Below are 25228 nucleotides of genomic sequence, written 5' to 3' on the forward strand. Positions count from 1 at the left end.
CCTCACGCCGACCCACCTCACACCGACCCGTCTCACACCGGCCCACCTCACACCGGCCCGTCTCACGCCGATCCGCCTCACGCCGAGAACCGGTCCCGCAGCTCCCGCTTGAGGATCTTCCCGCTCGCGTTGCGCGGCAGCTCGTCCACGAAGAGGATCCGCTTGGGCGCCTTGAAGTGGGCGAGCTTCTCGCGTGCGTACGCCAGAAGTTGAGCCTCCGTCAGCTCCTTGTCGCGCGGTACGACGACGGCCGTGACCGCCTCGATCCACCGCTCGTCCGCCAGCCCGACCACGGCCGCCTCGGCGACGCCGGGGTGGGTGTAGAGGGCGTCCTCGACCTGTCGGGACGCGACCAGCACTCCGCCGGAGTTGATGACGTCCTTCACCCGGTCGACGATGGTGAAGTACCCCTCGCCGTCGCGCACCGCCAGGTCGCCGGAGCGGAACCAGCCGTCCTGGAAGACGCCCTCCTCCGGCAGCCCCCAGTAGCCGAGGCACAACTGCGGTGACCGGTAGGCGATTTCGCCCGCCGTGCCGTCCGGTACCTCGCTGCCCTCCTCGTCGACGACGCGCGCCTCGACGTGCCGCACCGGCCGACCGCACGAGTCCATCCGCCCCTCGTGCTCCTCGGGGCGCAGCACAGTGGCGAGCGGGCCGATCTCGCTCTGCCCGAAGCAGTTGTAGAAGGCCAGGGCGGGGAGGCGGGCGCGCAGCCGTTCCAGTACCGGTACGGGCATGATCGACGCGCCGTAGAACGCCTTGCGCAGTCCGCCCAGGTCGCGGGTGGCGAATTCGGGGTGGTCGGCGAGGGAGATCCACACCGTCGGCGGCGCGAAGAAACTGTCGGCCAGGCCCGCCTCCACCAGGTCGAAGAGCGCCCCCGCGTCCGGCCCGTCGAGGAGGGTGCTCTCGGCGCCGACCGCCAGATAGGGCAGCAGGAAGACGTGCATCTGGGCGGAGTGGTAGAGCGGCAGCGCGTGCACGGGCCGGTCGGTCCCGGCGAGGTCAAGGGCCTCGATGGCGCTGGCGTACTCGTGCACCAGGGCGCGGTGCGTCATGATCGCGCCCTTCGGGTCGGCGGTGGCGCCGGAGGTGTAGAGGAGCTGCACGGGCTCGTTCGGGTCGCGCTGCGCCTCGTACGGCACCGGCGTGTCCAGGACCTCCAGGAGTGAGCCCGGTGCGTCGCGCAGCAAGGCCGCCTCGTAGCCCTTCGGCACGCGGTCCGAGAGGTCCGGGTCCGCCAGCACCAGGGACGTACCGGACTGGTCGAGGATGTACGCCAGGTCGTCGCCGGTGAGGTTCTGATTGACGGGGACATGGATCAGTCCGGCGCGGGCGCACGCCAGGTAGGTGATCAGGTACGTGTCGGAGTTGTGGCCGTACGTGGCGACCCGGTCGCCGTCCTCCAGACCCCGGAAGTGACGCAGGTACCCGGCGGCCGTACTGACCGCCTCGTCCAGCCGCGCGTACGTCCAGGTGCGGTCGCGGTAGCGCAGGGCGGTGGAGCCGGGAACGCGCAGGGCGGTGCGGCGCAGGACGCCGTCGACGGTGCCGTCCCGGAGGGCGTCGAGGAGGGCAAAGGCCCCTGGTGTCGTCATGGCGCGATCCTGCGGCCCGGTGCGCGGCAAATCAAGGGCGACGCATACCGCTCGGGATGTTGACAGATACCGGGCGGTAATGACTGAGTGGCACCCGGCATCACGATGCACGCCACAACTAGCTCTTGCTGACGCACAGTTGGGAGGCACGTTGTCCCGCCGGACCCGTACGAGAACGCTCGCCGTCACCGCAATCGCCCTGCTCACCGCCGCCGGTACGCTCGCCCCGGCCTCTGCCGCCGACCCCCGGGGAGCGGAGAAACGTCCCTCGGGCGGCGGTCTGTCGGCCGTCATCAGGTACACCGAGTACGGCATCCCGCACATCCTGGCCAAGGACTACGCCAACCTCGGCTTCGGCAACGGCTGGGCGCAGGCCAACGACCAGGCGTGCAACCTGGCCGAGGGCTTCGCGACCGTACGCGCCGAGCGCTCGCGGTACTTCGGTGCGGACGGGAAGCCGGACGGCTCGCTGTCGTCCGCCTCCACCAACCTGGCCAGCGACCTCTACTTCCAGGGGGTGCGCGACAGCGGGACGGTCGCGAAGCTGGTGGCACGGCCCGCCCCGGTGGGACCGAGCAGGCAGATCAAGGACCTGATGCGCGGCTGGGCAGCCGGGTACAACGCATGGCTGAAGAAGAACAAGGTCAGCGACCCGTCCTGCAAGGGCGCCGACTGGGTGCGCCCGGTGTCGGTCGAGGACGTGCACACGCTGAACTACGCGTTCTCGGTGCTCGGCGGGCAGGGGCGCGGCGTGGACGGCATCACGGCCGCGCAGCCGCCGGCATCTGCGACAGCCCCTCGCGGCACCGCTACCCGGCCCGTGGACCCGGGCGAGGCCGCGAGGAAGTTCTTCGACACCTCGGAAGCGGCGATGGGCTCCAACGCCGTTGCGTTCAGCGGGCGTTCGACGGCGAACGGGCGCGGGCTGCTGCTCGGCAATCCGCACTACCCGTGGTCGGGCGGGCGGCGTTTCTGGCAGTCGCAGCAGACCATCCCCGGCGAGCTCAACGTGATGGGCGGCTCCCTGCTCGGCTCGGCGACGACGTCGATCGGGCACACCTCGCGCATCGCGTGGAGCCACACCGTCGCCACCGGCGTCCCGATGAACCTGCACCAGCTCACCCTCGCACCGGACGACCCGACGGTGTACGTCGTGGACGGCAGGCGGGAGCGGATGACGAAGCGGACCGTGACCGTGCCCGTCAAGGGTGGCGAGCCGGCGACCCGTAACCAGTGGTGGACCCGGTACGGGCCGGTCGTCACCGGTCTCGGGGCGCAGCTCCCGCTGCCCTGGACGGCGACGACGGCTTACGCGCTGAACGACCCCAACGCGACGAACCTGCGCGCCGGTGACACCGCTCTCGGCTTCAGCAGGGCGCGCGACGTCGCCGGGATCCAGGACTCGCTGCGCCGCACCCAGGGCCTGCCATGGGTGAACACGATCGCCGCGGACTCCTCGGGCGGCTCCCTCTTCACCCAGTCGCAGGTGCTGCCACGCATCACCGGCGACCTGGCGCAGCGCTGCTCGACCCCGCTCGGCAGAGCCACGTACCCGTCGTCGGGCCTGGCGGTCCTGGACGGCTCGCGCGGCGACTGCACGCTGGGCCGGGACAAGGACGCGGTGGAGCCGGGGATCTTCGGCCCGTCGAAAATGCCGACGCTGCGGGACGCACCATACGCGGAGAACTCCAACGACAGTGCCTGGCTGGCCAATGCGGACCGGCCGATCACCGGGTACGAGCGGGTCTTCGGCTCCTTCGGCACGCAGCGTTCGATGCGCACCCGGGGCGCGGTCGAGGACGTGGCGGCGATGGCGAAGAAGGGGCGGCTCACCGTCGCCGACCTCCAGAAGCAGCAGTTCGCGAACCGGGCTCCGGCAGCCGATCTGGCACTTCCGGAGATCCTGAAGGCGTGTACGGGCCCCGAACTGGCCGATGCCTGCGCCGTGTTGAAGAAGTGGGACCGGAAGATGGACACCGGGAGCCGGGGCGCTCTGCTCTTCGACCGGTTCTGGCGCAAGCTTCTGGTGGCCGTCCCTGCGGCGCAGCTGTGGAAGGTTCCGTTCGACCCTGCCGACCCGGTGCGCACACCGAACACCTTCAACACCGCTTCTCCCGGTTTCACTTCGGCACTGACGGGCGCGGTCGCCGAGCTGAAGGCGGCGGGGATCGCGCTCGACGCACCCCTGGGCGAGAACCAGTTCGTCGTACGCAACGGGCAGCGCATCCCGATCCACGGCGGCACCGAGTCCCTCGGCGTGTGGAACAAGGTCGAGCCGGTGTGGAACGCGGCGGGCGGGGGCTACCCGGAGGTGACGACCGGGTCCAGCTACATCCAGGCGGTGGGCTGGGACGGCGGGCGCTGCCCGGTGGCGAAGACCCTGCTGACGTACAGCCAGTCCTCGAATCCCTCCTCCCCCCACTACAAGGACCAGACCGAGCTGTACTCGGGCGAGAAGTGGGTGAACTCGCGGTTCTGCGAGCGGGACATCCTCACCTCGCCGAAGCTGAAGGTGGTGTGGGCCAGGGAGCGCTGAGCCGCCCCGCACGCACGGGCGGGCCTCTGAACCACGTACAAGATCGTTAACCGGCCCCGGGCGGAGATTCACCACTTCGGTGGTGATCGCCCGGGGCCGCAGCCATGCGCGGGGCCTTGTGCCTAGCGTGAAGCGGATCAAACGCTGTCGATCAAGAGAGGCGATCCCCTCCGCCATGCCCCAACCTTTCAGGCTGCCCGAGTTCTACATGCCGCATCCGGCCCGGCTCAATCCCCATCTGGAGCATGCGCGGGAGCACTCCAAGGCGTGGGCGCGCGAGATGGCCATGATCGAGGGCTCGGACATCTGGGACGAGCACGACTTCGACAGCCACGACTACGCGCTGCTGTGCGCGTACACCCATCCCGACTGCACGGCCGAGCAGTTGGCGCTGGTCACCGACTGGTACGTATGGGTGTTCTTCTTCGACGACCACTTCGTGGAGCTGTACAAGCGCAGCCCCGACATGAAGGGGGCGAAGGCGTATCTGGACCGGCTGCCGATGTTCATGCCGGTGCGGGCGGGCGCGTCGGCGCCCGAGCCGACGAACGCGGTCGAGGCGGGACTCGCCGACCTGTGGAGCCGGACCTGCCCGTCCATGTCCGAGGACTGGCGGCGGCGCTTCGCCGTCTCCACGGAACACCTCCTCGAAGAGTCGATGTGGGAGCTGATGAACATCAGCGAGGGCCGCGTCTCCAACCCCATCGAGTACATCGAGATGCGCCGCAAGGTGGGCGGTGCACCGTGGTCGGCGGGGCTCGTCGAGTACGCGGCAGGGGCGGAGGTCCCTGCGCAGATCGCGGCGTCACGGCCGATGTGCGTGCTGCGGGACTCCTTCTCGGACGGCGTGCATCTGCGCAACGACCTGTTCAGTTACGAGCGCGAGATCCTCGACGAGGGTGAACTCTCCAACGGTGTCCTGGTGATGGAGACCTTCCTGGGCTGCCCGACGCAGGAGGCGGCCGAGACCGTCAACGACCTGCTGACGTCGCGGCTCCAGCAGTTCGAGACGACGTTCTTCACCGAACTGGAGCCGCTTTTCACCGAGTTCGGATTGGGCCCGCAGGAACGTCTCGCCGTCCTCGCGTACGCGAAGGGCCTGCAGGACTGGCAGGCGGGCGGCCACGAGTGGCACATGCGCTCCAGCCGGTACATGAACGGTGCGGGCGCCGATGCCCACGACCCGGCCTCGTACGCACTGGCCGGGCCGAACGGCCTGGGCACCGCCGCCTCCCAACTCCTCTCCTCTCTGGCCCTCGGCATTCCGGCCCGGTTGAAGAACGTGGCGGTGCGCCGCTTCGAGAAGGTCGGGCATCTCGAACTCCCCGATCTGGGCATGCCGTTCACCGCCCGGCTGAGCCCGCACCTGGACTCCGCCCGGGAGAACGTCGTGGAGTGGGCGCACCGGATGGGCATCCTGGAGGGGGTGCCGGGGATCGAAGGCGCGGGCCTCTGGGACGAGCGGAAACTGCGGGACTACGACCTGCCGCTGTGCGCCGCCGGTCTGCACCCGGACGCCACGCCCGACGACCTGGACATCGGTTCCGGGTGGCTGGCCTGGGGAACGTACGGTGACGATCTCTTCCCGGTGATCTACGGGCGGACCCTGGATCTGGCGGGAGCCAAGGCCGCCAACGACCGGCTGTCACTGTTCATGCCGGTCGAGGGCGAGCCGACGCCAGAGCCGCTCACCCCGCTGGAGCGGGGGCTCGACGACCTGTGGCAGCGGACCGCAGGGCCGATGGCGGTGCCCGCGCGGCGGCAGTTCCGCAAGGCGATCGAGGACATGCAGGCGAGCTGGCTGTGGGAGCTGACCAACCAGGCGCAGGACCGGGTGCCGGACCCGGTCGACTACTTCGAGATGCGCCGCTTCACCTTCGGCTCGGACCTGACGATGAGCCTGTCGCGGCTCTCCCACGGGAACACGTTGCCGCCGGAGATCTACCGGTCGCGCCCGGTCCTGACGATGGAGCGCTCCGCGATGGACTACGCGGCGCTGATGAACGACCTCTTCTCGTACCAGAAGGAGGTCGAGTTCGAGGGCGAGGTGCACAACGGGGTGCTGGTGGTGCAGCACTTCCGCCAGTGCAGCGTGGAGCAGGCCCGGGACGTGGTGGTCGATCTGATGAAGGCGCGCATGGCCGAGTTCCAGCACGTGCTCAGTGGTGAGATCCCGGAACTCTGCGAGGAGTTCGAGCTCGACGCGGAGGCCAGGAAAGTGCTGGCGAACTACGCGGAGGAGCTGAAGAACTGGATGTCCGGCATCCTCACCTGGCACGAGGGCTGCGCCCGCTACAAGGAGTCCGACCTGCTGCGGCACAACGCGCCGCCCGCACCGGCGGTACCCGAGTGGCTGGCACCGACCGGCATCGGCACATCGGCGGCGCGCATCGTCGAACTGTGGCCGCAGCGGTCCGGGGCCGGTTCGACGGCGGTCCTCGGGTAAGAGGTGCGGGCCAGGTAGCGGTCCGGGGTGGCGGGGCGGGAAGCGGCAGACTGCGGTCATGGATTCCGCGCCCCGCTCCCCGCCCTGGACCTACGCATCGAGCGGCTCGGTGCAGCCGGCGGGCGGGGCGCTGGGGATGGGTCGCGCCCAGTGAACTACACGCACAGACCGCCGAGTTCCTGGACCGGGAGAGCTAGAGGGGGCGGTCGTGACCCTCCCAGTAGGGCTCGCGCAGGCGGCGTTTGTAGAGCTTGCCGTTGGGGTCGCGGGGCATGGTATCGATGAAGTCGAGGGTCTTGGGCCTCTTGAATCCCGCAAGTTGACGCTCACAGTGGGCAAGTACCTCTGCCGCTAGCTCATCTGACGGTTCGCGACCCTCGGCCGGTTCGATGACGGCCTTGACCTCCTCGCCCCAGTCGGAGTGCGGGATACCGAAGGCCGCGGCGTCGGCGACGGCTGGGTGGGCGAGGAGGGCGGCCTCGATCTCTGCGGGGTAGATGTTGACGCCGCCCGAGATGATCATGTCGATCTTGCGGTCGCGGAGGAAGAGGTAGCCGTCCTCGTCGAGGATGCCGAGGTCGCCGACGGTGAAGAAGCCGCCGATGCGGTTCTTGCGGGTCTTGGCCTCGTCCTTGTGGTAGCTGAACCCGCCGGTGCTCATCTTCAGGTAGACAGTGCCCAGTTGACCGGGCGGGAGCCGGTTTCCTTCGTCGTCGAAGATCGCGAGTTCGCTGATGGGCCAGGCCTTGCCGACGGTGCCGGGCTTCTTGAGCCAGTCCTCGGCGGTGGCGAACGCGCCGCCGCCCTCGCTGGCCGCGTAGTACTCCTCGACGCAGCTCCCCCACCAGTCGATCATCGCCCGCTTGACGTGTTCGGGGCAGGGCGCGGCGCCGTGGATGGCGTGCCGCATGGGAGTCACGTCGTAGAGCTGCTTCGTCTCGTCGGGGAGGGCGAGGAGCCGGTGGAACTGGGTGGGGACCATGTGGGTGTGGGTGCAGCGGTGGCTGTCGATGAGCCGCAGCATGTCCTGCGGCGTCCACTTGTCCATCAGGACCAGGGGGTGCCCGATGTGCAGGGCGGCGCCCGCGAACTGGAGCACGGCCGTGTGGTAGAGCGGCGAGCACACGAGGTGGACGTTGTCGTCGAAGGGCTTGATCCCGAAGATGCCGAGGAAGCCGCCGAGGTAGGACTCCTCGGGCAGCTTGCCGGAGAGTGGGCGGCGGATGCCACGGGGGCGGCCCGTGGTGCCGGAGGTGTAGTTCATGACCCAGCCGAGCGTGCGGTCGGCCGGCACCGACTCGCTCTGCCCTGCGAGGAGTTGGCGGTACGGGCGGAAGCCGGGCACCTCGCCGACGGCGTAGCGGTGGGAGGCAGGGAGGTGGGCCTCGTCGGCGGCGGCCGTGGCCTGGGCGGCGAAGCGTTCGTGGGCGAGCAGGACCTTGGCGGCGGAGTCGGAGACGATCCAGGAAATCTCGGGTCCGGTGAGGTGGTGGTTGACCGGGACCAGGTAGAAGCCGGCCTGGGAGGCGGCGAGGTAGGCGGTGAGGAACTCGACGCCGTTGGGGAGGACCACGGCGAAGGCGTCGCCCCGTTCGAGGCCGGCCGCGCGCAGTCCGTGCACCAACTGGTTGACCTCTGCGTGGAGTTGACCTGCCGACCACTTCTCGCCTTCGGGGGCGATCAGGATCGTACGGTCGGGGTCGGCGGCGGCCTGGGCCCAGAACCCGTTGGGCGGTTGCTGCTCGGTCATGCTCCCTCGCTCCTTCCGGCGATGCGGTTGATGCGGGTCACGGCGCGCTCGAAGCCCCGGGTGAGGTCGTCGAAGACGGCCTGGACGCTGCGTTCGGAGTTCATCCGGCCGACGATCTGACCTACCGGGGTGCCGAGCAGCGGCCCCACTTCGTGCTTCTGGATACGGGAGTTGGCCTCGGCGACCAGCAGGCCCTGGAGCGGCATGGGGAGGGTGCCGGGGCCGCTGGGGTCGTCCCAGGCGTCGGTCCATTCGGTACGTAGCTGGCGGGCGGGCTTGCCGGTGAGGGCACGGGAGCGGACGGTGTCGCCGGAACCGGCGGCGAGGAGCTTCGCGGTGAGGGCGCGCGAGTGGAGTTCGGCCTCCCGGGTGGTGAGCCAGAGGGAGCCGAGCCAGGCGCCCTGCGCACCGAGGGCGAGCGCGGCGGCGATCTGCTCGCCGCTGCCGATTCCCCCGGCGGCGAGTACGGGCAACTCCCCCACCGTGTCGACGACTTCGGGCACCAGGACCATGGTGGCGATCTCGCCGGTGTGGCCGCCCGCCTCGTACCCCTGGGCGACGACGATGTCGATACCGGCCTCGGCGTGCCGCCGCGCGTGCTTGGCGCTTCCGGCGAGGGCGGCGACGAGGACGTCCTGCGCGTGGGCACGGGCGACGACGTCGGCGGGCGGGGAGCCCAGCGCGTTGGCGAGGAGTTTGATCGGGTAGTCGAAGGCGACGTCGAGCTGGTTGCGGGCGACCTGCTCCATCCACCCCGTGATGCGCCAGCCGGACACCTCGCCCTCGGCGAGTTCGGGCACGCCGTGCTTGGCGAGGATCTCCTGCACGTAACTGCGGTGACCGGCCGGGATCATGGCCTCCACCTCGGCCTCGGTGACGCCCTCGACCTTCTTGGCGGGCATCACCACGTCCAGGCCGTACGGTTTGCCGTCGGTGTGCTCCTGCATCCAGTCGAGGTCGCGGGCGAGGTCGTCGGGGGCGGTGTAGCGGACCGCACCCAGGACGCCGAATCCGCCCGCCCTGGTGAGGGCCGCCGCCACCGCCGGAAACGGCGTGAAGCCGAAGATGGCGTGCTCGACTCCCAGTTTCTGGCTCAGCTCCGTCTTCATGGGCGGCAGGATGCCGCAGGGCGGCTGCGAGGGGAAGAGCTTTTCTGATGCTGCGTCAGATTCTTCGGTGCGGGTGGGGTGGTTGACACGGGCGGTGCGCTTTGGCCTGCTGGTGGCCATGACTGAGGATGCCGAGCACAGAGGTACTGGGCACAGAGGTATCGGCCGGCGGAACTTCGCGGGCGGGGTCGTGGCACTGGGAGGTGCGTTGGTACTGGGTCCGATTCCCGCGGCCGGGGCGGCGGAGGCGGCAGGAGGCGCGGAGGCAGCAGGGGCCGGAGAGGCGGCAGGAGCTGCGGGCGGCGGCAGGCCCCGCCCAACCCTGCGGTACGGGTCCGCCGCGCGGGCCGGGCTGCTCCCCGAGCACCTGGACCGCATCGCGACGGAGGCGAAGCGGTTCCTCGCCCCCTCCCCCAAACACCCTTGGTACGCGGGTGCGGTGCTGCTCGCCGGGCGCGGCGGTACGGTCGCGCTGCACGAGCCGATCGGCATGGCCGTGCGCTACGCCGCGTACGACGAGAAGACCGACACGGCGGTGGAATTCCCGCCGGAGCAGCAGATCGCGACGGCCAGGGACACGGTCTTCGACCTGGCGTCGGTGTCGAAACTGTTCACCTCGCTCCTCGCGGTGCAGCAGATCGAGCGGGGGGCGCTGGAGCTGGAGGCGAAGGTCGCCTCCTACCTGCCGGAGTTCGGGGCCGCGGGCAAGGCGGACATCACGGTGCGTCAGCTGCTGACGCACACCTCCGGCTTCCGCGCCTGGATTCCGCTGTACTCGCAGCCGACCCGGGAGGGGAAGCTGAAGATGCTGTGGAACGAGCCACCGGCCAGCCCGCCGGGCACGGCGTACCTCTACTCGGACCTGAATCTGATCTCCCTCCAGCTCGTCCTGGAGAAGATCACCGCTCGCACTCTGGATGCACTGCTCCACGACGAGATCACTGCTCCGCTCGGGATGCACCGCACTCGCTACAACCCGCCCGCCTCCTGGAAGCCGAAGACCGCGGCCACCGAGGACGCCCGCAAGCCGTGGTCGGGGATCGACCGCGGACTGGTCTGGGGCGAGGTGCACGACGAGAACGCGTACGGGTTCGACGGCGTCGCCGGTCACGCCGGGGTCTTCTCCACCGCCTGGGACCTCGCGGTCCTCGCGCGCACCCTGCTCAACGGCGGCGTGTACGGGCGCGCCCGCATCCTGGCCCCGGAGTCGGTGGAGCTGCTGTTCACGGACTTCAACACCGCCTTCCCCGGCGACGAGCACGGTCTCGGCTTCGAGCTCTACCAGCACTGGTACATGGGCGCGATGGCCACGCCGCGCTCCGCGGGCCACACCGGCTTCACCGGCACCAGCCTGGTCATCGACCCTTCGACGGACTCATTCCTGATCGTGCTGGGCAACTCCGTTCACCCGGTGCGGAGTTGGCGCGCCGGGTCCGCGCCGCGCGTGGCGACGGCGGATGCCATGGCGCGGGCGGTCGCGGTGCGGCCCGCCCGGGGCCCTGCCGCGTGGTTCTCCGGCATGGCCTCGGCGACGACGGCGACACTCGCGCTCCCCGCGCTGCCGCTCTCCTCCGACCGGGGTCTGTTCCGCTGCGACCTGTGGTGGGACGTCGAACCGGCGGCGGACACGCTGACACTGGAGGTGTCGGCGGACGCGGGGGCGACCTGGCAGCCGGTGCCGTTCACGACCGTACGCAAGGGTGCGGCGCCGGAGCCGCACCCGGGCGGGACGGTCACCGGGTGGTCCGGGCGGGTCTGGCACCGCGCGGGCGCCGACCTCGCACCGTACGAGGGCAGGAGCGTCGCCCTGCGATGGCGGTACACGACCGATGTGCGCTACGTCGGCCGCGGGGTGTACGTCGACGGGCTCCGGGTGACGGACGGGCACCGGACGCTCTTCGACGAGTCGCGGCCGAAGGACGCGGCCCGCATCGAGGCACGGGGCTGGGCGGCGTCCCGGGACTGATCCCGGTCCCGTCCGTCAGCGGCGGCGGCGGTGCAGGAGCAGCGCAGAGGCTCCGACGACCGCCGCCGCACCCACCGCACCCAGCGCCCCCTTGCCGCCGATCGCCCAGAAGCCGCCCCGGGACTGGATGGCGAGCGCCGCACCGCGCGACTGCACGGACAGCAGCGAGCCGACGCTCTGGTACGAGCCGATGGACAGGCAGGAGAGGGCAGAACCGATCGACCCGACCGACAGCGCGCTGCCGACCGAGCCGATGGACAGTACGGAGCCGACCGACCCGATGGAGAGCAGGGAGCCTTCGGAGCCGATCGACAGCAGTGAATCCCTCGACCAGGCGGAGAGCACGGCGGACTGCGACGGCTTGCGCGTCATCAAAGGCTTGCGCGTCATCGACGGCTTGCGCGTCATCGACGACTTGCACACCTTCGACGGCTTGCGCATCTTCGACGGTTTCGACGGCTTCAGAGTTTTCGACGGTTTCGACATGCCGTCATCCTGCCCCGGAAGCCCGGCTACCGCCCCAGGACTGCCATCGCCGCACTGTGCCCGCCGATCCCGCTGACCCCGCCGCCGCGCACCGAGCCCGCCCCGCACAGCAGGACGTTCGGGTGTCCGGTCGCGACCCCCCAACGCCCGTGCGGGCCCTCCTCGTCCTGGTACGGAAAGGCCAGATCGCCGTGGAAGATGTGGCCGCCTGGCAGCCTCAGCTCGCGCTCCAGGTCGAGCGGGGTCTTGGCCTCGATGCAGGGATCGCCGTCCGCGTCGAGCGCGAGGCAGTCGGCGATCGGCTCCGCGAGGTGGGCGTCCAGGCGGGCGAGGGTGGTGCGCAGGAGTGCGGCGCGCGCGGCGTCGTTGTCGGCGGCGAAGAGCCGGGCCGGGGTGTGCAGGCCGAAGAGGGTGAGGGTGTGGTGGCCGCGCGCGGCGAGGTCGGCCCCGAGGATCGAGGGGTCGGTCAGCGAGTGGCAGTAGATCTCCGAGGGCGGCGCGCCCGGCAGCCGCCCGGCTGCGGCCTCCCGGTAGGCGGTCGCCAGCTCCTGGTACCCCTCGGCCACGTGGAAGGTTCCGGCGAACGCCTGCTCCGGGGTGACGACGCTGTCGCGCAGTCGCGGCAGCCGGCGCAGCAGCATGTTGACCTTGAACTGGGCGCCCTCGGGGGCGGGCGCGGGCGGCTCCTCGCCGAGGAGGGCGGCGAGCGCGTGCGGGGAGGCGTTGACGAGGACGTGGCGGGCCGAGACGGTCCGCTCGCCGCCCGTTTCCGTACGGTACGCAACGTCGGCGCGTGCTCCGTCGGTGTCGATCCGGGTCACCTCGTGGCCGGTGGCGAGGTGTGCGCCCGCCGTGCGGGCGGCGAGGGCGAGGGCGTCGGTGAGGGCGCCCATGCCGCCGACGGGCACGTCCCAGTCACCGGTGGAGCCGCCGATGACGTGGTAGAGGAAGCAGCGGTTGTGGAGCAGTGACGGGTCGTGGGCGTCGGCGAACGTGCCGATCAGGGCGTCGGTGAGGACCACGCCCCGGACGAGGTCGTGGCCGAAGGTCTCCTCGATCGCGACGCCGATCGGCTCCTCGAAGAGCATCCGCCAGGCCGCTTCGTCGTCGATGCGGCGGCGGAGGGCGTCGCGGGTGGGGAGGGGCTCGGTGAGCGTGGGGAAGACGCGTTCCGCGACCTGCCGCAGGGTTCCGTAGAAGCGCTCCCAGGCCCGGAACTCCTTCTCGCCCCCGGTCAGTTCGGCGAAGGAGGCGGCGGTGCCGGGGCCGCCGACGAGCAGACCGCCGGCCCCGTTGGGGGTGTACGAGGAGATTGTCCGCTTCCGTACGGCGAAGGACAGCCCGAGGTCGCGGACAATGGCTCCGGGGAGGAGCGAGACGAGATACGAGTAGCGCGAAAGCCTGGCGTCGGTGCCGGCGAAGGGGCGGGTGGACACCGCGGCCCCTCCGGTGGCGGGGAGCCGTTCGAGCAGGAGCACCGAGCGGCCGGCCCGCGCGAGGTAGGCGGCGGCGACCAGCCCGTTGTGACCGCCGCCGACGATGACCACGTCGTACGAGGAACGTATCGGCATGACGGGACCCTATGCGGTGGGTCGCGTGTCCGACAGGGGGGAGCGAGCGTGACGGTGGATCGGACGGAGCTGAGACGGGAGCGGGAGCCGGACCGGAAGCAGGGTTCGGGCCCGGGTCCTGACCCGGGTCGGGAGTGGCAGGAGGGGGGTCGCTTTGTGCCACCTCGTCCGCATAGGGAAAATCAGGAGGTGACCTACCCGGAGCCTTCGACCCCGACCCGCGCAGACGAGCCCGCCGGCCTGCGGGTCGACATGCCCGCCGACATGCCCGCCGATGCACCCGCCGATGCGGATGCCGGTGCAGCCGCCGGTGCGCCCGATGCCTGGCGGCAGCGTGCAAAAACGTTCGCCCTGCCCGCGGCTGCCGTTGCGGTGCTCGTCGTCGTGGCTCTGCTCGGCATGGGCATCGTGTCCCGCGACACGGGTGAGCTGCACATACCCGGGGCCGGAACCACGACGCTGCTGCGTTCGGTGTTCCTGGCCGCGCTGTTCCTGCACCTCGGCGAGATCGCCGGACACCGGCTGGCGCGTACGGTGCCCGGTGCGCCGGAGATCAGGCCACCCGTGTGGGGGATCGCGCTGTCGCTGGCCGGGGCGGCGGCCTCGTTCGGCCAGATCGTGCAGATGGCCGATCTGGGCGGCATGACCTTCACCGAGACGTACGCGACGGATCCCGGCGGCATGCTCCTCCTCCAGGCCAACGCGTTTCTCGCCGCCGCCGCGTGCGTGTGGCTGAAGCGGCCGGCGTGGGCGGTGCTCCCACTGGTGGCGGTGATCTTCTCGGAGGCGGTACGGGCACACCCCGAACTGGACACTCCGGAGATCGGGATCGCACTGACGACGGTGCATCTGACGGCGTCGGCGCTGTGGACGGGAGGGCTGGTGTACGCGCTGCGGGCGATGCACTTGTGGCGGCAGGGGGCGGGGCCGGATTCTGGAACCGGCGCCGGTCCCGGGCGCACGCTGCTCGGGCGGTACGCGCGCATGGCCGCCTTCCTGTACGTGGCACTGGCCGTCACCGGCACGTTCAGCACACTGCGGCGGCTGCCGCTCGACGACATCTTCAGCACGGCGTACGGGCGGACGCTGCTCGTGAAGCTGGCCCTCTTCGCGGTGGTGAGCGTGCTGGCGCTGGTGGCGAGGGCACGGCTGCACCGTCGGCAGACGGCCCACCGGAAGGTGGACCCGGAGGCGGCGGTGCGGCCCGCGCGGGCGGAGGTCGTGATGCTGGTGGGGGTGGTGGCGGTGTCGGCGCTGCTGACTGTGGTGCCGACTCCCAGTTGGTAGGGGTGGGGATGGAGCCGGGGCCGGTGCGTCGTGCGGGTGCGTCGTGGCTGGTCGCGCCCACGCGGCGGAGCCGCAGATCCGGTACGGCCCCGCACCCCTGAAGGAGCACCCCTAGCCCCGTCCCCTCCTCAGGGCTGCCACTCTTCGGTAGATTTCTGCGGCCTCCGCGCCGCGGCCCAGTTGTTCCAGGCACTGTGCTTCGTCGTTGCGGCTGGCCAGGGCGTCCGGGTGGTCGGCGCCCAGGACCTGTTCGCGGGCCAGGGCCACCTGCCGGTAGACCGCGAGGGCGTCCGACCAGCGGCCCAGCCAGCCCAGGCCCACCGCCACCTCGCGGCGCGAGACCAGCGTGTCGGGGTGGCCGGGGCCGAGCACCCGTTCCCGGATCGCGCACACGTCGCGGGCCTCCGCCAGGGCCTCCTCCCAGCGGGCGAGCCGGCCGAGGTTGACGCCGAGGCCGTGCCGGGCGCGGAGGGTTTCGGCGTCGGCCGGGCCTCCGGTGCGGGTGCGGTCGTCGACCAGGTCCCGGTAGAGCTCCAGGGCCTCCGCGCTTCGGCCGAGGCGGCCCAGGCAGATGCCCACCTCGTAGCGGGCGGAGAGGGTGTCGGGGTGGTCCGCGCCGAGCGCCTGGGCGCGGGCCGCCGCGACTTCCCGGTACGTCTGGAGGGCCTCCGTCCAGCGGCCCAGCTGCCCGAGCGCGTACGCCACTTCGTAGCGGGTGACGAGCGTGTCCGGGTGGGTGGCGCCGAGCACCCGGCCCCGGGCCCCCGCCACGTCGCGGGCCATCCGGTAGGAGTCCTCCAGGCGGCCCAGTCTGCTCAGGTTGAAGGCGAGGTTGTGGCGGCAGCGCAGGGTGTCCACGTGCTCGGCGCCCATGCTGCGTTCGCGGGCCGCGAGGACCGCCGAGTACACCTGGTGGGCGTCGAAGTGCCGGCCGAGCTGGCCCAGTACGTAGGCGGTTTCCTGGCGGGCCGCGAGGGTTTCGGGGTGCTCGGCGCCCATGGTGCGGGAGCGTCCTTCGGCGACCCTGGTGAATTCGCGCAGCGCGTCCGACGCCCGTCCCGTACGGCTGAGGGTGAAGCCGACCTCGTAGTGGCTGGCGAGGGTGTCGGGGTGGTCGGGGCCCAGCGCGTGCTCCCGTTCGGCGGCGACCGCGCGGTGCACCTCGCCCGCCTCCTCCCAGCGGCCGAGCCGGCCGAGGCTGAGGCCCGCGTTGTGCCGGTTGTCGAGTACGTCCAGCACCTCGGGCGGCGGCGTGGGGCGTTCCGCGTGCACGGAGGCGACTCCCGGCGCGGAGGCGCGCAGTCCGCCGCCGCTGGTCCACTCTCCGGTGAGCCCGGCGGCCGGGTCGCCGTGCGCCGGGGTGAGGGTGCCGGTGCCGCCCGCCTTGTGGCCCGTGGTCATGCCGCGGGTCCAGGACGGCAGCCGGGGCGCCCGGGACGGCGGCTGCTCGGGCCGCTTGGCGGGCGGCCGGAGTACGGGTGCGGCGGCCAGCACCGTGGCCGGGTGCCCGGCTGCCCCGAGAGCCGTGCCCGCGGGGGTGAGGCGGCCGTCGGTGAGGCGTCGGCCGAGGTCCTTGGCGTCGGTGGGCCGCCCGTCGGGGGTCTTGGCGAGCAGGTCGAGCACTATCCGGTCGAAGAACTCGGGGAGTTCGGCCCGGTGGGAGCGCGGGGGCTCGGGAGTCGTGTCCCGGTGCCCGACGAGGACCGCCCACGCGTCCTCCAGGTCGAAGGGCGGCACGCCGGTGGCGATTTCGTACAGCACGCAGCCCAGCGAGTAGAGGTCGCTGCGGTGGTCGACGTTGATGCCGCTGATCTGCTCGGGCGACATGTAGTGCGGGGTGCCCATGGCGATGCCGGTGCCCGTGAGCCGGGAGGTGAAGCCGATGTCGTGGCCCAGGCGTGCGATGCCGAAGTCGCAGATCTTCACCGTGCCGTCGCCGAGCCGCATGATGTTGGCGGGCTTCAGGTCGCGGTGGACGATGCCCTGTTCGTGGGTGTAGGCGAGCGCCCAGGCGACCTGTTCGGCGATGTCGACGACGTCGTGGACGGGCAGCGGGTGCTGTTTGTTGTCTTCCAGGAGCTGGCTGAGGTTGCGGCCGTCCAGGAGTTCCATGACCAGGTAGAGCACGCCTTCGTACTCGCCGAAGTCGTGCACGACGGTGACGCCCCGGTGCTGGAGGGCGGCCGCCACCCGCGCCTCGCGCCGGAAGCGCTCGCGCAGCACTCCGGAGATCGCCTGGTCGTGCTGGGTGCCCATCGGCTTGAGGCACTTCACGGCGACCTGCCGGCCCAGCGACTCGTCGCGGGCCCGCCACACCTCGCCCATCCCCCCGCGCCCGATCAGATCGAGCAGCCGGTACCGGCCTTGGATCAGCCTGGTGTCCGCCATCTCGTACTGTCGCCCCCGTCGCTCCGCTGCGCCCTCCCCGGCCCGTCCAGTATGGCCGCCATGCGGTTGAGTTTGTACGGGGCCGGGCGGCTGCCGGGCCCGAGTCGCGCAACTGCTTTCAGAATGTGACCTGGTGGCAGCTGCCAGCGGAGCCGCGAGGGAATGCCGCGCAGGATGTTGCCAGTGGCACGGAGTTGACGGTCCACCGCCTTCGGAGCGGGCGCCGGCCCGCCGTACAGGTCGTGTGCCCAGGGCGGCAGCGAGCCGTACGCGAGGGCGGCGACGCGCCGCCAGACGATCTCCCTGGCCGGTACGAGGGCTGGGTGCACGGGCGGCCTGCGCAGGAAGGCGTACACAGTGCGGGCATCCTCCGCCGCCTCCAGGGCGGGCCGCATCCGGGTGAAGTAGTCCGCCAACTCGCCTGTACCGCACGGGGCTTCGGCCGGGTCGAGGCCGACCAGGCGGGCGCTGACGCGGTGTTCGCCGACGTACCGGTCCGCCTGCCCGTCCGTCATGCGCAGCCCGGAGCGGCGGGCGACGCTCAGATAGGAGTCGATTTCCGCGCAGTGCACCCAGAGCAGCAGTTCGGGGTCGTCGACGCCGAGCAGCCGGTGGATCCTGCGGACCCGGGCGCCTGCCTGCTCGGCGGCCTCGGTGGTGCCGTAGGTGGTGGTGCCGACGAAGCCCGCGGTGCGCATGAGGCGGCCCCAGGCGTCGTCCATGAAGGTGCTGTTGATCATGACGCCGCGGACCGCCCGCGGGTGCAGTGCCTGGAGGTAGAGGGCGCGGACCCCGGCGATCCACATCATCGGGTCACCGTGCACCTGCCAGGTGACGGAGGCGGGCCCGAAGAGGCCGGGGTCGGCGCCGGTGTGGGTGGTCATGTCCTGCACGCTAGCGCCGGACCCTGGGCATCCCCAGTCCGATCCACGCGATGATCTCGCGCTGGATCTCGTTGTTGCCGCCGCCGAAGGTGAAGATGACGGCCGAGCGGTAGCCGCGTTCCAGTTCGCCGTGCAGGACGGCGCCCGCCGAGCCCTCTTTGAGGTGGCCGGCGGCGCCGACGACCTCCATGAGCCAGCCGTAGGCGTCCCGGCGGGCCTCGGAGCCGTACACCTTGACGGCGGAGGCGTCCTGCGGGGTGAGGGTGCCGTGCTGGACGGCGTTCACCATCTGCCAGTTGAGGAGCTTCATCGCGTCGAGTTTGGTGTGGGTACGGGCGAGCCGGCCGCGTACCCAGCCGAGGTCGATGACGCGGCGGCCGTCGGCGAGCTTGGTGTCCATGGCCCAGCGCTGCACGTCGTGCAGGGCGCGTACGGCCATGGTGCCGTGGGCGGCGAGGGTGACGCGCTCGTGGTTGAGCTGGTTGGTGATGAGCCGCCAGCCCTTGTTCTCCTCACCGACACGGCGGGAGACGGGGACCCGGATGTTCTCGTAGTAGCTGGCGGTGGTGTCGTGCGAGGCGAGGGTGTTGATGAGGGTGCAGGAGTATCCGGGGTCGGACGTGGGGACCAGGAGCATGGTGATGCCCTTGTGCGGCGGGGCGTCCGGGTCGGTGCGCACGGCGAGCCAGACCCAGTCGGCGGTGTCGCCGTTGGTGGTCCAGATCTTCTGCCCGTTCACCACGTAGTGGTCGCCGTCGCGGACCGCTTTCGTCTTCAGGGCGGCGAGGTCGGTGCCCGCGTCGGGCTCGCTGTAGCCGATGGCGAAGTCGAGTTCGCCGGAGAGGATCTTCGGCAGGAAGTACGACTTCTGCTCGTCGGTGCCGTACTGCATGATCGTCGGCCCGACGGTGTTGAGCGCCATCAGCGGCAGCGGTACGCCCGCCTGGGCGGCCTCGTCGAAGAAGACGTACTGCTCCATGGGGGTCAGCCCACGCCCGCCGTACTCCTTCGGCCAGCCGACGCCGAGCCAGCCGTCGGCGCCGAGGCGGCGGACGGTCTCGCGGTAGAAGCGCTTCTGGGCGGCCGGGTCGGCGTACCTGGCGTAGACGTGGTCGGGGACGAGCGTGGTGAAGTAGGCGCGCAGCTCGGTGCGCAACTGCTGCTGCTCGGGCGTGTATTCGAGGTGCACGGGCCCTCCAGGCGTCTGGCGGAGCGTCTTGCGTACGGCAGGTCGCTGCGGCGGCGCACACAGTAGAACGTGTTGCAGGAATGCGGAAGGGGTGTGGCCGGGGGCGGGGGGCGTCCCGCAACTCGGTGGGGGCGCCCCGAGACGACGGCCGGGGCGACGTCCCGGCCGGGTGCACCGACTCCGGTCGGTCACCCCCGGGCCGGACACCCGCGCCGGCCGAACGCACACAGCCGGGACGGACACCCCCGGGAACCGGACGCACACCCGGGCCGGACACCCTCGCCACCCGCACCCGCACCCCCGGAACCGACACCCCCGCCGGCCGGACGCACACCCGGGCCGGACACTCCCGCCACCCGGACGGGCACCCCACCAGCCGGACGCGCACCCCCTGGACCGGCACCCCTGGGGACTGGACGCGCGCCCGGGCCGGACACCCCCGCCACCCGCACCCGCACCCCCGGAACCGACACCCCCTCCAGCCGGACGGACACTCCTGGGAACTGGACGCGCACCCGGCCCGGACACCCCCGCCACCCGCACGCGCACCCCCAGGGCGGGCATCCCACCAGCCGAACGGGCACCTCCGGGACCGACACCCTCGGGGCCGGACGCGCTCCTCCCGCCTTCCGGTAGCCCCGTGCCCCGTCCCCACCACCCGCCCCTGACGGCCGCACCCACGGAACTCCAGCCGTCGTACGCACAAGGGCTCCCCCGACAACCGTCCGCACGCGCTCCCTGGTATTCGCCTGCGGACCCCCGGGCTGTCGTCCCGTACTGAGATTCCCGGGCAGCCACCCGCATCCGGCTGTCCGGGAGTCGCCCGCCCGACTCCCGGGCCGCCGCCCCGTACAGGACGCCCCGGGAGCTTTCCCTACGGCACTCCGGCGACCGGTCCGCATGCGGCGCCCCCGGACAGTCGCCTATGCGGAACCCCGGCAGCCACCCGCAGCGGGGCATCGCACGGCACCTCTGCGACCGTCCGTGCCGTCTCTGCGGCCAGTCACCCGTACGACTCACCCGTACGACGGCTTGCGGTCGCCGAGCGGGCCGGGCGCGGACAGCATGACGGTGGCTGCATCCGTCGATACCGGAGGACCCCCATGACCACCGTCCGTGACCTGATGACCCCCGACGTCCGCTCCATCCCGGCGACCGAGACCCTCGACCGGGCCGCCCAGCTGATGCGCGAGCACCACATCGGTGCCCTGCCGGTGACGGGCAGCGACGGCGCCCTGGCCGGCATCGTCACCGACCGCGACATCGTCGTGAAGTGCATCGCCGCCGGTCACGACCCGTCCAAGGCCACCGCAGGCGACCTGGCCGAGGGCACGCCGCTGTCGGTCGACGTGACCGCCGACTCCGACGAGGCCGTTCGCGTGATGAGCGACGCCCGCATCCGCCGCCTGCTGGTGCTCGACGACGGCGCACCGGTCGGCATGGTCACCGAGGCCGACCTGGCACGGGCGCTGCCCGCCGACCAGCTGGTGACGTTCGTGAGCGCCGTGTACGCGGGCCGCTGAGCCCCCGGGCCCGCAGACGGCAACACAGGGGTGTGCCCCGCGCGAGACGCGGGGCACACCCATGTTTCGTACGGCGTCGCGCAGGGGTTCAGGGCAGCGACGACTCGATCGCCGCGCGCCCTTCCTTCTCCAGCCGCTTGCGCGCCCACTCCAGGTTCCCCGGTGTGAGGTCGCGGCCCGAGGCGAGCACCAGGTCCTCGGGGGTCGCGTCGTCGCTGCCGCCACTGTGCAGCAGACTGTCGGGGGTCACTTCCGACGGATCCGGTCCCTGCTCGCTCATGCCGCCTCCTGGGGAATCGTGCGGACACATCCAGCGCATGTCCCTCTTGTCACGCATTCTTCTGCCCTCGCGCGCGGTCCGCACCTCCGGGATGCGTACACCTTCCGAGTGGGGCAGCGTGTGGTCATGAGCGACATGACCGACGACACCGGCGGCCTGCCCGAGGACGACGGCGTCCTGGACGCCCAGGACACGCTGATCAGCGACGACCTCGACTACGACCCCCTGGACGCGGGCATCGATCCACCGGACCGCTGGTCGCCCGCCGAGTCCTTCGGAACGACGGCGGAGGAGGCGCGGCGCGGCGAATCACTGGACCAGCTGCTCGCCGAGGAGGAACCGGACACTCCGCAGCCGGCCGGGGACGAGATCGGCGACGAGTACGCCGACGATCTGGATCTGGATCCGTCGGACGGCCCGTGACACCCGTGGCGCCACCGGGACACCAGTGGTGCCACCGGGACACCAGTGGTCCCGGCGGGACACCCGTGACTCCCGTGTGCCGCCCCCCGACGGGGAGGGCGGCACACGAGCCGCAGGCCGCCGGCAGGCGGACCTGTCAGCGCCCTGTGCCCGTCACCGCGCGGCGTCCGGCGGGAGCTCCGCCCGTACCCGTCGTGCCGCCGCCGTCATCCGCTCCAGTGCCGGGCGCACCTCGTCCCAGCCGCGGGTCTTCAGACCGCAGTCGGGGTTGATCCACAGCCGCTGCGACGGTACGGCGCGCAGCGCGCGGTCGACCAGGTCGGAGACCTCCCGTTCGGCCGGGACGCGCGGCGAGTGGATGTCGTACACGCCGGGTCCGACCTCGCGCGGGTAGCCCACCCGGGCGAGTTCGTCGGCGATCTGCATGTGCGAGCGGGCCGCCTCCAGGCTGATCACGTCGGCGTCGAGGTCGTCGATGGCGCCGATGATCTCGCCGAACTCGGCGTAGCACATGTGGGTGTGGATCTGGGTGGCCGCCCGCACCCCGGAGGTGCTGAGCCGGAACGACTCGGTGGCCCATTCCAGGTAGGCCGCCCGGTCGGCGGCCCGCAGCGGCAGCGTCTCGCGCAGTGCGGGCTCGTCCACCTGGATGACCGAACTGCCCGCCGCCTCAAGGTCGTTGACCTCGTCACGCAGGGCGAGTGCGACCTGCCGGGCGGTGTCGCCGAGCGGCTGGTCGTCCCGTACGAACGACCAGGCGAGCATGGTCACGGGCCCGGTGAGCATGCCCTTGACGGGCTTCGCGGTCAGCGACTGGGCGTACGAGGTCCACGCCACGGTCATCGGCGCGGGCCGCGACACGTCGCCCGCCAGGATCGGCGGCCGGACGTAGCGGGTGCCGTATGACTGGACCCAGCCGTGCCGGGTGGCGAGATAGCCGGTGAGCTGTTCGGCGAAGTACTGGACCATGTCGTTGCGTTCGGGCTCGCCGTGCACCAGTACGTCGAGGCCGGCCTTCTCCTGGAAGGAGATCACCTCGCGGATCTCGGTGGCGATCCGTTCGTCGTACGCGGCCCTGTCGATCCGTCCCGACCTCAAATCCGCGCGGGCGGTGCGCAGTTCGCGGGTCTGCGGGAAGGAGCCGATGGTGGTCGTCGGCAACTGCGGCAGTCCGAGTGCGGCCTGCTGGAGGGCGGCCCGTTCGGGGTACGGGAGGTCGCGGCGGGCGTCGGTGGCGGTGACGGCGGCGGTACGGGCGCGCACCGCCGGGTCGCGGGTCAGCGCGGAGGCCGCCCGGGACTCCCACGCCGCCTTGTTCGCATCGAGTTGGGGGGCGATGGCGTCGGTGCCTTCGCGCAGGGCGCGGGCCAGGGTGACGACCTCGCCGGTCTTCTGGCGGGCGAATGCCAGCCAGCGGGCGATCTCGGGGTCCACCTCGGTTTCGGCGTCCGCGTCGAGCGGGACGTGCAGCAGGGAGCAGGACGGGGCAACGTCGACCCGGTCGGCGAGGCCGAGGAGGGTGGCGAGGGTGGTGAGCGAACGGGCGAGGTCGTTGATCCACACATTGCGCCCGTCGACGACGCCCGCGACGAGCCGCTTGCCGGGCAGTCCGCCCACGGCGGCGAGCGCTTCGACATGGGCGGCGGCGGGCCCGGTGAAGTCCAGCGCCAGCCCTTCCACCGGGCTCTGGGCGAGCACCGGCAGTGCGTCGCCGAGCCGGTCGAAGTACGAGGCGAGAAGGAGCTGCGGCCGGTCGGTGAGCGCACCGAGGTCGCGGTAGACGCGGGCGACGGTGTTCAGGACCGCGGGCGACTGGTCCTGTACGAGGGCGGGTTCGTCGAGCTGCACCCAACTCGCCCCGGCCGCCCGGAGATCGGCGAGCACCTCCGCGTACACGGGCAGCAGCCGGTCCACGAGCGTGAGGGGTTCGAAGCCGTCGGCGACGCCGGGGGCGGGCTTGGCGAGCAGCAGGAAGGTGACCGGGCCGACGAGCACGGGCCGTGGTTCGGCGAGGCCCAGCGCGAGCGCCTCGCGCAGCTGGTCCACGAGCCGCGTCGAGTCGGCGGCGAAGACGGTGTCGGGCCCCAACTCGGGCACCAAATAGTGGTAGTTGGTGTCGAACCACTTGGTCATTTCGAGCGGTGCGACCTCGGCGGTGCCGCGCGCCATGGCGAAGTAGCCGTCGAGCGGGTCGGCGGCGAAGGCGTCCCGGTGCCGTTCGGGAATCGCGCCGAGGGTGACGGCGGCGTCCAGGACGTGGTCGTACAACGAGAAGTCGCCGACGGGGACTTCGGTGATTCCGGCGTCGGCAAGCTGCTGCCAGACGTCGCGGCGCAGGGCTGCCGCGGTGTCGCGCAGCTCGTCCGCGCCGGCGCGGCCGGCCCAGTACGCCTCGGTGGCCTTCTTCAGTTCGCGGTGCGGGCCCTGCCGGGGGTAGCCGTGCACGGTGGCGCAGGCGGGCTGCGGGGTGACGGCACCGGGGGTTGCGGGGGTGGCGGTTCGGTCTGCCACGGAACTCTCCTTCGCGAGTCGCGGGGGATCCCGGGCGGCTCGCGTGAGGAGGATCAAGTCGGCGCAGAAACAGCGGAGTCGGGGATCTGGGGTGCCCTGAGCACCTGGACCCGTACACGTAGCCCGCCTGCTTCCCACCGGCCCTCCCACGAGGCCGCCGAGATCGCCGTACGCACGGGTGGCGTACGGGCAGTGGCAGGTCTTCGGACTCGCGGACACGCCAGGGATCACTCCCCGGCACCTACCGGCCGCCGCTTCCCGGACCGCGAGGTACTCGTTCGTACCGGTCCAGTGCGTATGACGGCTTTCGTTCCCACTCACCGCTGCGGGGCAGTCCCGGATTCACACCGGGTTCCCTCTTGCGACGCTTCCGCCTGGCGGGCGGAGCGAACCAGCTGCGCCGCCACACTAACCCCTCGCGGGGCGGCGGCGCACGTGACGTCCGCCTCCCGGTCCGCCCGGCGTCCCTCCCCCGGTCCGCCCGGCGTCCCTCCCCCGGTGCGCCCGGCCTCCACCGCCAACCGGCCTACCCCGGTGGGGGGAATTCCGGCTCCGCGGGCTGAACCCGGCCCTCCCGTGGGGCACCTGTGCCCCATGGCTGACGCGCCCCGCTCCCACCGGCCGCCGCACCGGCGCCGTGCGCGCGCGGTGCTGCCCGCATGCGTCGCGGCGACCGCCGCGGTGTTCGTCGTGTGCGCCGTGCTTGCCGCGCTGGCGATGTCGGGGCTGCCCGGGGCCGATGCCGCGCCGGACGCGCGTCCGCTGTCCGCCGCCGAGTCCGAGGGCATGTCGGACGGCACGGACACCGAACTGCGGGTGCTCGCCGGGACTCCGCGCAGGAGCACCGGCCGCAGTCCGGTGCTCCGGCCCGTCCGTACGGTACGAACCGCCTTCCGTGCACGCCCTGTTGGGCGGGCGGGAGCGGTTGCCTGGACCTGGGCGCACACCCGGGTTCCGGAGCCGTGTCCGGTGCGCTGCGTGGTGCTGCGCTGCTGAGGAGGCCCCCGCCCGCACACCCGCGCGGGCGACCCGCAGGCCCCCTGGCAATCAGCGCAAATCACCGCAATCACTGCACGAGAGAAGGCTTTGCCATGCCCATCGACCCGTTCCTCGCCCTCAACGCCATGATCCGCGCCGAAGTGACCCGGACCGCCGAACCCGCGGCCGAGCACACGGGCAGGCCCACGGCCGAGCCCACCGCCCGGCCCACCGCCCGGCCCGCCGCACCGCGCGACACCCGTACCGGTGAGGCCGACTCCCCTACCGGCGACGTGGGTTGAT

18 protein-coding genes and 1 riboswitch are annotated in these 25228 nt (G+C 71.7%); of the genes, 8 read left to right on the forward strand and 10 right to left on the reverse strand.

The genetic code is table 11. The features are described from left to right. Positions 1-77: 77 nt before the first annotated feature. Positions 78-1598, reverse strand: coding sequence for a fatty acyl-CoA synthetase (locus AB0D18_RS11495; RefSeq protein ID WP_362415459.1), 1521 nt, complete (start codon positions 1596-1598; stop codon positions 78-80). 151 nt (positions 1599-1749) lie between these two features. Here AB0D18_RS11495 and AB0D18_RS11500 point away from each other — a divergent pair, with 151 nt between their 5' ends. Both AB0D18_RS11500 and AB0D18_RS11505 read left to right on the forward strand, forming a co-directional pair. Further along, positions 1750-4134: a penicillin acylase family protein gene (locus AB0D18_RS11500; protein ID WP_362415461.1), complete on the forward strand. Its 2385-nt coding sequence runs from the start codon at positions 1750-1752 to the stop codon at positions 4132-4134. A gap of 175 nt (positions 4135-4309) precedes the next feature. Then, positions 4310-6580: a terpene synthase family protein gene (locus AB0D18_RS11505; RefSeq protein ID WP_362415463.1), complete on the forward strand. Its 2271-nt coding sequence runs from the start codon at positions 4310-4312 to the stop codon at positions 6578-6580. 193 nt (positions 6581-6773) lie between these two features. On the opposite strand, the gene AB0D18_RS11510 is transcribed toward AB0D18_RS11505, so the two are convergent. Together AB0D18_RS11510 and AB0D18_RS11515 are read right to left on the reverse strand one after the other, a co-directional pair. After that, positions 6774-8330, reverse strand: coding sequence for an acyl-CoA synthetase (locus AB0D18_RS11510; RefSeq protein ID WP_362415465.1), 1557 nt, complete (start codon positions 8328-8330; stop codon positions 6774-6776). Further along, the gene (locus AB0D18_RS11515; RefSeq protein ID WP_362415467.1) at positions 8327-9439 is read right to left on the reverse strand and encodes a nitronate monooxygenase family protein; all 1113 of its coding nucleotides are present in this window, start codon (positions 9437-9439) and stop codon (positions 8327-8329) included. Before AB0D18_RS11515 ends, AB0D18_RS11510 begins: the two co-directional genes overlap by 4 nt. Positions 9440-9557: 118 nt before the next feature. Between AB0D18_RS11515 and AB0D18_RS11520 the strand changes: the two genes are divergently transcribed. Further along, positions 9558-11405 carry a serine hydrolase gene (locus AB0D18_RS11520; RefSeq protein ID WP_362415469.1) on the forward strand — a complete coding sequence of 616 codons (1848 nt, stop codon included), beginning with the start codon at positions 9558-9560 and terminating at the stop codon, positions 11403-11405. A 15-nt stretch (positions 11406-11420) separates the two neighbouring features. On the opposite strand, the gene AB0D18_RS11525 is transcribed toward AB0D18_RS11520, so the two are convergent. Further along, positions 11421-11891: a hypothetical protein gene (locus AB0D18_RS11525; protein WP_362415471.1), complete on the reverse strand. Its 471-nt coding sequence runs from the start codon at positions 11889-11891 to the stop codon at positions 11421-11423. Positions 11892-11917: 26 nt separating this feature from the next. After that, on the reverse strand, positions 11918-13462 hold the full coding sequence (locus AB0D18_RS11530; protein WP_362415472.1) for an NAD(P)/FAD-dependent oxidoreductase: 1545 nt from the start codon (positions 13460-13462) through the stop codon (positions 11918-11920). Between the two features lie 189 nt (positions 13463-13651). Here AB0D18_RS11530 and AB0D18_RS11535 point away from each other — a divergent pair, with 189 nt between their 5' ends. Further along, positions 13652-14749: a CopD family protein gene (locus AB0D18_RS11535; protein WP_362415474.1), complete on the forward strand. Its 1098-nt coding sequence runs from the start codon at positions 13652-13654 to the stop codon at positions 14747-14749. 111 nt (positions 14750-14860) lie between these two features. Here AB0D18_RS11535 and AB0D18_RS11540 read toward each other — a convergent pair whose 3' ends face one another. The 3 genes from AB0D18_RS11540 to AB0D18_RS11550 are packed head-to-tail and all read right to left on the reverse strand — an operon-like array spanning position 14861 to position 19210. Then, on the reverse strand, positions 14861-17137 hold the full coding sequence (locus AB0D18_RS11540) for a tetratricopeptide repeat protein (RefSeq protein ID WP_362415476.1): 2277 nt from the start codon (positions 17135-17137) through the stop codon (positions 14861-14863). Continuing rightward, on the reverse strand, positions 17119-18021 hold the full coding sequence (locus tag AB0D18_RS11545) for an oxygenase MpaB family protein (RefSeq protein WP_362415478.1): 903 nt from the start codon (positions 18019-18021) through the stop codon (positions 17119-17121). The genes AB0D18_RS11540 and AB0D18_RS11545 overlap by 19 nt, the downstream gene beginning before the upstream one ends. A gap of 10 nt (positions 18022-18031) precedes the next feature. Next, entirely contained in the window at positions 18032-19210 is a 1179-nt protein-coding gene (locus AB0D18_RS11550) for an acyl-CoA dehydrogenase family protein (RefSeq protein ID WP_362415480.1), read from the reverse strand. Between the two features lie 1103 nt (positions 19211-20313). Between AB0D18_RS11550 and AB0D18_RS11555 the strand changes: the two genes are divergently transcribed. Next, positions 20314-20733, forward strand: coding sequence for a CBS domain-containing protein (locus AB0D18_RS11555; protein ID WP_362415482.1), 420 nt, complete (start codon positions 20314-20316; stop codon positions 20731-20733). 88 nt (positions 20734-20821) lie between these two features. Here AB0D18_RS11555 and AB0D18_RS11560 read toward each other — a convergent pair whose 3' ends face one another. Beyond that, positions 20822-21013 carry a hypothetical protein gene (locus AB0D18_RS11560; protein WP_362415484.1) on the reverse strand — a complete coding sequence of 64 codons (192 nt, stop codon included), beginning with the start codon at positions 21011-21013 and terminating at the stop codon, positions 20822-20824. 126 nt (positions 21014-21139) lie between these two features. Between AB0D18_RS11560 and AB0D18_RS11565 the strand changes: the two genes are divergently transcribed. Beyond that, the gene (locus AB0D18_RS11565) at positions 21140-21436 is read left to right on the forward strand and encodes a hypothetical protein (RefSeq protein ID WP_362415486.1); all 297 of its coding nucleotides are present in this window, start codon (positions 21140-21142) and stop codon (positions 21434-21436) included. Positions 21437-21589: 153 nt separating this feature from the next. Here AB0D18_RS11565 and metE read toward each other — a convergent pair whose 3' ends face one another. Continuing rightward, the gene (gene metE, locus AB0D18_RS11570; RefSeq protein ID WP_362415488.1) at positions 21590-23947 is read right to left on the reverse strand and encodes a 5-methyltetrahydropteroyltriglutamate--homocysteine S-methyltransferase; all 2358 of its coding nucleotides are present in this window, start codon (positions 23945-23947) and stop codon (positions 21590-21592) included. Between the two features lie 176 nt (positions 23948-24123). After that, positions 24124-24358: riboswitch (cobalamin riboswitch) on the reverse strand. A 183-nt stretch (positions 24359-24541) separates the two neighbouring features. On the opposite strand from metE, the gene AB0D18_RS11575 reads away from it, so the two are divergent. Further along, entirely contained in the window at positions 24542-24943 is a 402-nt protein-coding gene (locus tag AB0D18_RS11575) for a hypothetical protein (RefSeq protein ID WP_362415490.1), read from the forward strand. Positions 24944-25038: 95 nt separating this feature from the next. Beyond that, on the forward strand, positions 25039-25227 hold the full coding sequence (locus AB0D18_RS11580; RefSeq protein ID WP_362415492.1) for a hypothetical protein: 189 nt from the start codon (positions 25039-25041) through the stop codon (positions 25225-25227). The last annotated feature ends 1 nt before the right edge of the window (position 25228 follow it).

It is taken from the genome of Streptomyces sp. NPDC048442 (assembly GCF_040651475.1).
Lineage (GTDB): Bacteria > Actinomycetota > Actinomycetes > Streptomycetales > Streptomycetaceae > Streptomyces.